Origin of the sequence: Streptomyces sp. NPDC058964, assembly GCF_042741275.1 — a bacterium.
GTDB lineage: Bacteria > Actinomycetota > Actinomycetes > Streptomycetales > Streptomycetaceae > Streptomyces.
Genome location: NZ_JBHYKH010000830.1, coordinates 1 through 2,420, shown reverse-complemented (window position 1 = coordinate 2,420; position 2,420 = coordinate 1). Strand labels below are relative to the sequence as shown.

3 protein-coding genes are annotated in these 2,420 nt (G+C 74.8%); all 3 read right to left on the bottom strand.

Going from position 1 to position 2,420, the window contains the following annotated elements; translation table 11 throughout:
- Positions 1–804: V-type ATPase 116kDa subunit family protein (locus tag ACFW2E_RS45320; RefSeq protein ID WP_384477592.1), on the bottom strand; the 804-nt coding region annotated here is incomplete at its 3' end.
- A complete protein-coding gene (locus ACFW2E_RS45315) occupies positions 791–1,720 on the bottom strand; it encodes a hypothetical protein (RefSeq protein WP_384477590.1) in 930 nt (309 codons plus the stop codon). The genes ACFW2E_RS45315 and ACFW2E_RS45320, both read right to left, overlap by 14 nt.
- Positions 1,717–2,154, bottom strand: a complete 438-nt coding sequence (locus ACFW2E_RS45310) for a hypothetical protein (RefSeq protein ID WP_384477587.1) — start codon at positions 2,152–2,154, stop codon at positions 1,717–1,719. Before ACFW2E_RS45310 ends, ACFW2E_RS45315 begins: the two co-directional genes overlap by 4 nt.
- Between the last annotated feature and the right edge of the window lie 266 nt (positions 2,155–2,420).

Genomic DNA, 2,420 nt, shown 5'->3' with positions numbered 1-2,420 from the left:
GGCCAGGAGACGGGCCGGACTGTCCAACGGGCTCAGCCACAGAACCGGCAGCAGGCCGGTCGGACCGAAGAACTCTCCGTAAGCGGCGCCCGCGAGCATGGCGGCCACTCCGGCGCCCGCCAGGAACGGCCAGAGGCGGCTCAGCCGGGCGAGCCGACGGGGCCGCCCGAGGCGCAGCGCGAGCGCGCCGGACAGCAGCAGGGCCCCGTGCCCCACGTCACCGAACATGATCCCGAACATCGCCACGTAGGCGAGGCCCGCCGGCCACGACGGGTCGAGGTCCGCGTAGGCCGGTGTCCCGTAGGTCGTCACCAGCGGCGTGAAGGAAACGGACCTGCCCGGTCGCAGGAGCGTCGGCGGATCGGTGCCACGAGGGGACGGCAGTTCCACCAGTGCGCCGCCCGCGGCTGCCAGCCGGCCCGCTACGCGGGGCACCTCGGCGGCCGGGCACCATCCGGCCAGCGCGGCCACCTCCCCGCGTCGTACCGCCCCTTCCGCGCGCTCCTCCAACTGGGCTTCGCCCGCCAGCAACGCGACGCTGCGGCGTGCTTCGAGGAGGTCGAGGTCGGGCGGGTCGGCGGCCAGGGCGGCCGATGTGCCGCTTTCGGGCCCGCCCGGCGCGGCATGCCCCCGCAGCCGCTGCAGCCGTACCGCCGCCGCTCCCGGAGCCGCCTCCTCGGCGCGGTCGAGCTCCACGCATCCCGCTTCGGCGATCCGCAGCAGTGCGTCCCGCAGAGCCACCTGCGGCACGATCACCGCCACACGGCGCATCCGGACCGGCGTCATCACGTCAGGCAAGGGCATCGAACACCTCCACGGGCCGCCCGCCCCGTGCCGCCGACTCCAGCGCCGCCCTCACTCGCCAGGCGTCCACGGACAGCACCGCGACCGCGCCCACGACCACGCGCGGGCCGTACCGGCCATCGCGCAGCATCAGCGCGCCGTCGTGTTGCACTCTCTCCCACCAGCCGGCCTCGGCCCGCCACAGCCCGCCTGGCTCCGCCACCTCCGCCACGACCCAACGGGCCGTCGAGGTGAGGCCCGCGCGGAACTCCTGGTACGAGGCGGCGGACGTCGCCCGGGCCCCGAGCAGCCGGGTTGCGTCATGCTGCACGGGTATCGGCAGAGGGCGCCGGTACACGAACAGTTCTCGGGCGACGAGCAGTGCGGCGCGCCCTTCGGCCCAGTGGCGTGCGGGCGGCACGGTGCCGGCGGTGCGCCGAGCGGCGGCCATCCGCATGCCGGTGATCAGTGCCCAGGGCGTGTCGCCGCCAGGATCGCCCCAGGGCGAGGCAGCGAGCGCAGCCCGCAGTTCCGCGAGTGTTCCGGCACGCTCCAGGCTCCGCCACGCTGTCTCGAGCGCTCCGAGCCGGTAGGGCGCCGGAGCATCCGGACGGTGGGCGTCCAGTGCGAGCAATCGCGAGGTCACATTGGCGATCTCGAACCCCGCGGCCAGCGGAACGAGCAGGCGGGAACCGCTCCGGGGCAGCCAGCCGGCCAGCACTCGCAGGTGCCACAGCAGCGTGGCGGTCACCGCCCGCTGTGCCTCGGGCAGACCGGCCGCCGTCCGCACATACCGCGAGTACGGGGTAGCCGCCAGGAGCTGAAAGGCGTCATCGAGCGTGGCGCAGGCCGCCACCTCCCGCGCCCCGTCGGCACCTGGGTACCGGTGGACGAGGGCCTTGGCCCGCACGGCCCCGGCCACCCAGGCGGCACTCATGGCACATCGCCCGCCCGGCCCGCCAGGCGCAGCGCGTCGGCCACCGCACGATCCACCAGACCAGGCATACGCTCCCCGGCGCGCCGCCGGACTGCCGAGGCGGCGCTCTCCCCGGCGGCGCGCAGGGCGTCAGCTTCCTGCCGTGCCTCCCGCAAGAGAGGTTCCGCGGCCTGTCGGCGCACTTCGGGGGCACGCTGGCGGGCGGCGGCGACGAGGCGTTCCGCCTGCCGCGCGGTGTCGCGCCGGAGGACCTCGGCTGCTTCTTCCGCGGCGGCCCGTATGCCTGCCGCATCCCGCTGCACGTCCGTCAGCCGCGCGAGGGCGGGCTCCAGTTCCGCGGCCCGTTCCGCCGTACGGTCGGCGGGCACGCCGGTGGCGGACGCTCCCGGTGTCCCCACCGGACGGAACCGGTCGAGGAAGTCCCGCAGGCTCATCGGCGGCCTCCTGCCGGTCGGCTGCTCTTTCAGTCTCACCGTTCCGCTTGCGCCCCGCACCGGATAGGGCCGACACGTCGTCCCATCAGGGCCGTTCGGCTCTTGGCAATGCCGGCGGGAGCGGAAGACTGGGACGGTAGGCAACTCGACGGACTCCGGAGGCCACCGTGAACAAGCACGAGAACTTCTCCGCGGAGACCGAGTCCCGCCATGACCTGCCCTCCCGACCCTGGAGCCCCGGCGAGGCGGGCCGACAGGACATGTTG

Bases quoted from the DNA above. Each gene is read 5' to 3' on its own strand.
- ACFW2E_RS45315 (WP_384477590.1), bottom strand. From the start codon at position 1,720: ATGAGTGCCGCCTGGGTGGCCGGGGCCGTGCGGGCCAAGGCCCTCGTC.
- ACFW2E_RS45310 (WP_384477587.1), bottom strand. From the start codon at position 2,154: ATGAGCCTGCGGGACTTCCTCGACCGGTTCCGTCCGGTGGGGACACCG.